This is a genomic window from Nocardiopsis lucentensis DSM 44048 (genome assembly GCF_000341125.1).
Classification (GTDB): Bacteria; Actinomycetota; Actinomycetes; order Streptosporangiales; family Streptosporangiaceae; genus Nocardiopsis; species Nocardiopsis lucentensis.
Genome location: NZ_ANBC01000778.1, coordinates 1 through 5643 on the forward strand (window position 1 = coordinate 1; position 5643 = coordinate 5643).

A 5643-nucleotide genomic window follows, 5' to 3' on the forward strand; every position below is an offset into this window, starting at 1 on the left:
GACGTGCCCGTTGAACGCGAGTCCAGACCAGCACCGCCGCAAGGACCGCAGCGGAGCGGTGGACGATCGCGAGCTCGTCGAACCTCGTGGCCAGCCCCCTTCACTGCTTGAGTGACGCCAAGGACCGCTCGACCACGTCGCGGTCCCCGTAGACCGCTTGAGTCGGACTTCGGCGGACCTCCTCCGGCCGAACCACGACGGCGACGGTGTTTGTGCTGGTCATGTCGCTCGGGGATAACCGCGATGATCCCCCGCGCCTTCAGCGTCCGGCAGATCGCGCGGGAGGAGCACGCCCGGCCCCGAGCAGCATGGACGGAGTCGTGCGCGGGCGACCTGCTCCAGTCCTCGGGATGGGCAGGCCGCCCGGCAACTGGGCGAGGGGCTGTCCGTCGTGCGCCTGCCCGGGTGCCACGACGAGGGCCGATGCCGTCCCCGGCCGTCAACGGCGTGATGGATTTTCGTGGTCGGCCCGCCGTGGGAACGGCCGATCGTGGAGTCCACAGCGACCCTCCGGTCGATCCGGCCGGCCGCGTCCGCGGCAGCGAGCAGCACGCGGAGGATCCGGTCCCACCGCTGGTCGGTCAGCCGGGCGTGACGAGGCATCGGGATCAGACCGCGGGTGTTGCTCACCCCGGGCCGGTGGCCCGAGCGGGCTCAGTCGATCGTCTTGACCACTCGGGCGGGAACTCCCCCGACCAGGGTGCGGGCAGGAACATCACGAGTGACCACCGCGCCTGCAGCGACCACGGCACCGGTACCGATGGTCACTCCCTGGGTGACCACGGCGGCCGCTCCGATCCAGACGTCGTCTTCGATAACGATCGGGGCGAAGGAGAGGTACTCGCGGCGCTCGGCGAGAGGCAGCGGGTGCCCCCCGGTGATGAGGCTGACCTTCGGCGCGATCATGACACCGTTGCCGATGTGGATCCCGCCCTTGTCCATGAACGTGCATCCCTGATTGACGAACACGTTCTCCCCGAACGTCGTGTTCAACCCGTACTCGGTGAAGAACGGCGGGTAGATCGTCACCGACTCCGAGAGCGGGCCACCGAACACAACAGAAAGTAGATCAGCACGACCTTCGCTGTCGCCAAACGGCAGCGCGTTCAGCCGAGACGTCGCGTCGGTCACCTCCACGATCCGCTCCGCATGGCGCGCGAAATCGGGCGTCTGGACATATATAACCTGTTCTGTGCGTGTAGACATGCGCTGATCCCACCACCCCGCAGAACGCGCGGTCAAACAACCGTACGCCCCACCAGACACAACCAATCGTTGTAGAAGTAGGCTGAGGTCGTGGATATTGAAGCGCTGAGGACGTTCGTGGCCATCACCGGGACCGGCCAGTTCCAGGCCGCGGCGGACGAGCTCGGGATCAGCCAGCAGGCGGTCTCCAAGCGGATCGCGGCCCTGGAGAGACACCTCGGGGTCACGCTCCTGGTGCGGACCTCCCGAGGCTCCAGGCTCAGTCTGGACGGGCAGGTCTTCCTGCCGCACGCCAAGAAGGTCCTCACAGCCCTCGAACAGGCCGAGCAGGCCGTGCGCCCCGGCAGCCGGCCCTTGCGCGTCGACGTCCTCAACCGGCGCATTGCTCCGGCCCAGGCCGTCTACCGGTTCTACCGTTCCCACCCCCAGATGGACCTGGACACGGTCACACTGAGCAACGAGAACGCCGCCCAGGCCGCCCAGGCGGTGCTCGAAGGAACCGTCGACGCGTCCTTCCGCGCCCTGTCGGCAGAACGGGTCCCGGCCGGGATCAGCACCGAACGTCTCCTGGACGTACCCCTGGAACTCCTGGTCGGGCCCGCCCACCCGTTGGCGGACGCACCCCGGACCAGGCCTGCGGACCTGGCCGGCCACCGCATCTGGATCCCCGGGATCAGACCCGGTACGGAGTGGGCGGCGTTCTACCATGCCCTGTCCGAGGCCTTCGGTCTGAGCATCGACGCGCTCGGCCCCAACTTCGGTGACGAGGCCCTGATGGACGCGCTGGCTGACTCGGCCTCTCTGGCCACCCTCGTCGGCAGCGAGGACCGGTACCTGTGGCCCCAGGCCCACGACCTGCGGCGCATCCCGTTGCATGATCCGACCCCGGTATACCCGCACGTGCTGCTGTCCCGCAGCGGAGGGCAGCACCCCGTACTGAACGCACTACGCGAACATCTGCGCACCTCAGGGCCGCGAACCCCGGATGACGTGTGGGCCCCGGACTGGGTGGACCGCCGAGTGGGCGACTGATTCAACGGGCACGCCCCAACGGTCGGGGGCCGACTGTGTCAACCGCATGACACTCCGCTCGCACCCGCGCGGCGGCGGTGGGACCGTGGAGTGGTAGCGACTCCGTCTCAGGATCGCGCACGGTGCTGGAATCCCGAAGCGCACGCGGATCGGCGGCCGCGCTTTGAGGGTGCGTCACATGTACGGAACGAACATCTGTATCTGTGCCCTTCTCGGCCTCACCGCCGTCGTGATCGCCATCGCGTCGTCGGCCCTTCTGGCCGCCCCCGCGCCGTTCGCCACGTTCATCCTGATCCCCACGGCCGGGATACTCATCTGGTTCTGCGGAAGGGAGATACGGGAGGAACTCGGAGACTCCGCCCTCCTGGGAGTCGTGGCTTCGCTCCCCCTCTTCTCCAGCGTCATGGCTCTGACGATCCTCGAACTGGTGGGCACACGTTGCTGCGTTGGAATCCCCGGTTCGGTGACTCCAACGCCGAACCATCCATGCCTTTGCGGATTCCTCGGTGAGAACTGGTTCCGGCGGTCACTGGACGCCATGTTCCCCGTCCTCGCCGGAGATCCGCGACTCCCCTATCTCACCGTCCTCGTCGTGCTCAACGGCACCGCTCTTCTCTCCTCGTTCCTCCTACTCCGAGGGATCGCGCACGTCTTCGGTCAGCGCGGTCTGCGCCTCTCCGCCCTGGCGATGGCCGCGACCGCCGTCATCTGGGCGGCGTGGAGCCGTTTTCCCGAGGGTTCCGAACAGCTGCCCGACTGGCCCGATCCGATCCGAGGGGGCTGGACCGCCGCGCTCCTGGTCCTGCTGGGCGGGGGATACCTGTGGTTGGAGGCCACCGCGGTCAGACGCGAACCCAGTGTGCAGGTATCCAGTACCAAAACTCAGGACAACGAGGCGACCAGGAAACTCAATCATGAGGTGAGGTCCCGGCTTCCCGCCATCGAGGTGCTCGCACCGGCGTGGAAGCCCGGCGCGCCCCCGGGGCACGCCGTCGCCGCCATCGTCGAGAGCAGCGACCTGCCGGGGTCCAGGGTCACCTCGGCGCTCATGCGGGTATTCGCCCTCGTCCTTCCGGTTCCCCCGTCCTACGGCGTCCGGGTACGGGCCGACGGCCCGGAGGGAAACGCCCCCGAGGACAACGGGTACGTGTCGGCCACGGTCGAGGTGCACGACCGTATATCCGGTAAGACACTGCACCAGACCACGCTGCCCGCGCTCCGTTCGGATCTGGCCGCCATTCGGGCGGCCGGGTTCGTCGCCTCCCGCGTGTTCGCGGAGGATCCCCTGATACCGGAGTGGGCGAAGGGGAGATACGAAGGAGAGGACCTGGCCGCCTACCTGATGGCCAGGGAACTCCCGCGACTCGACAGACGATACTGGGGTCAGGGCCCCACCGACCCTTATCAGGACTACGAAACGTTCCACGCGATGCAGCAGGACCGTATCGACATCCTCCGGCGCGCGGCGGACTCCCGACGCGCCTCAGGAGTGGTGCGTTATGAACTGGCGTCGCTGTACGAGCAGAAGGGCGAACATGTCAAGGCGCTCCGCCTGCACGCCGTGAACCGAGCCCAGTACTCATCGAAGAGAAGTCGGAACAAGATCTTCCAGAGAAGCCGATACCGGATGGTCGTCCTCCTGAAGATGATCGCGAACCACAGGTTCGCGGAAGTGTGGAACGCAGCGGATCCACAGGATCTACGTGACATCTTCCACGCTCTGAGGCTGGCCGGTCTCATAACGAAGTCGAGAACGTTCGAAGACCTGGAGGAGGAAGAATTCGTTTCACCAGAGGAGAACCGAGACGGCCCACGAAGGATCCGCATCGCCCTTCTCCGCATAGCCAAGGCGGAAGCCTGTGCAATGGACAGGCACTTCTCCAGGAGGAGGATGTTCTGCGAGGACGTGAGGTGGCACGGAAAGAATCCCTACAGCGTCCTTCCCCCCGGAATCAACTCCCAGGAATCCCCCTGGAGAAGACGGAAGTACTACAATATCGGATTCCGCCTGCTACACGGCAGCATAGCCAGCCGAATCGCCTCCGCCGAAGGAAGGCTGCCCGTCTACGGGCACTGGTGGCTACAGCGGCATCGACAGGAGGAAGAACTCAAGCGGATAGAGGAGGACATCGAGGAGTTCAGGAAACTCAACCCCGGGTGGGGGCAGTGGGGGATCACCTACAACAAGGCCTCACTCATCGCCACCCAGAAGTTGGAGTCCGGCATCCCGCTCGCCCCCGAGGAGAGGGCAGAGGCTGTGGACGAGGTCATCGCGGCGCTCCGCGAGGCGTTGAACCCCTCGGCGTGCGAACACTATCGCCCCTCCGAACTCCTGGCACGTGACCCGGACCTGGAATGCATGCAGAATGAAGACAAGTTCGTAGCACTTCTGGAAGAACAGTACAAACGCGACTGGCAGACCAAACCCCCCTTCCCCCGCTCCCTCGGACAGGAGCTGGTCGCGCGCCGCACCCGACCGTTCACTGAAGACCTCTGAACGAGGGGCCGGTGAGGACACCCGGCTCGCACGGCGACCGGGGCGCCGACGGCCCACCATGCCCCCGGACCGATCGCCGATGACACCGGCCTCTACACTGTGCTCCAGACGACGGCTTCGTCCTTGTTTGTCAGGAATCCGTCGTCGTCTCCCCCTGTCCGGTCACGGCGCGGTGTTCGCGCCGCCCGGGTGCGATGACCACGAATCCCGCCCCGGGTCGACCCGCGCCCCACACCGTCGCGCGGCCCGACCGGAATCACCCGATCACCACAACACCGGTGGGGCAGTCCCCCCGCCAGGGATGAACCGACCCATGAGCCAAGCACACGCTCCCGTCCGGCACCGCTCGTTCGTCATCATCGGCGACACCAACCTGGCACGCGGGGTGTGCGCGTCACTCCAGGAGGAGACGTACGCCGTCCGGCACCTCGTCCAGCCGAAAGACGAGGAGCTGCGTGAGGTGATGTCGGCGTCCCACGACGCCGTGGCGGTGCTGCTGCACGACGACGCCGCCGCCCTGCGGTACGCGCTGGCGGTCGCCCACATGTCCCCCGACATCCGGATCGTCGTCACCATCTTCGACCGGACCGTGGCCGACGAACTGCTCCGGCTGCTCCCGCAGTGCCACGTGACCTCTCCGGCCGACCTGGTGGCTCCCACCCTGGCCGGACCGTGCGCGGACCCCGACCTCGTCGCGCTGTACGACGAGGCCGCCCCCACACGGGCGGTCCGGGTGACCGGCGAGGGCCCGCCGCGTTCCGAGCAGTGGACGCGCGGACGCACGGGATGGCGGGCGTGGTGGAGCCGACTGGCGGGGCAGCTACGTTCGTACGACCCGGGCACTCGTCTCATGCTCGGGGGACTGACCGGGATCGTCGCCTCGCTGCTCCTCGACTGGGTGTGGCTGG

At 67.0% G+C, this 5643-nt stretch carries 5 protein-coding genes; 3 read left to right on the plus strand and 2 right to left on the minus strand.

Going from position 1 to position 5643, the window contains the following annotated elements:
• Window positions 1-100: 100 nt before the first annotated feature.
• Both D471_RS42395 and D471_RS0127185 read right to left on the minus strand, forming a co-directional pair.
• Entirely contained in the window at window positions 101-223 is a 123-nt protein-coding gene (locus D471_RS42395) for a hypothetical protein (protein ID WP_275041353.1), read from the minus strand.
• 431 nt (window positions 224-654) lie between these two features.
• Window positions 655-1206: a DapH/DapD/GlmU-related protein gene (locus D471_RS0127185; protein WP_026128124.1), complete on the minus strand. Its 552-nt coding sequence runs from the start codon at window positions 1204-1206 to the stop codon at window positions 655-657.
• A gap of 90 nt (window positions 1207-1296) precedes the next feature.
• Between D471_RS0127185 and D471_RS0127190 the strand changes: the two genes are divergently transcribed.
• The 3 genes from D471_RS0127190 to D471_RS36465 all read left to right on the plus strand — a co-directional run.
• The gene (locus D471_RS0127190; protein WP_026128125.1) at window positions 1297-2238 is read left to right on the plus strand and encodes a LysR family transcriptional regulator; all 942 of its coding nucleotides are present in this window, start codon (window positions 1297-1299) and stop codon (window positions 2236-2238) included.
• A 178-nt stretch (window positions 2239-2416) separates the two neighbouring features.
• Complete coding sequence (locus D471_RS0127195; RefSeq protein ID WP_017601539.1) at window positions 2417-4735, plus strand: hypothetical protein; 2319 nt, start codon at window positions 2417-2419, stop codon at window positions 4733-4735.
• Between the two features lie 313 nt (window positions 4736-5048).
• On the plus strand, window positions 5049-5643 hold a 595-nt coding region (locus tag D471_RS36465; RefSeq protein WP_017601540.1), incomplete at its 3' end, for a hypothetical protein.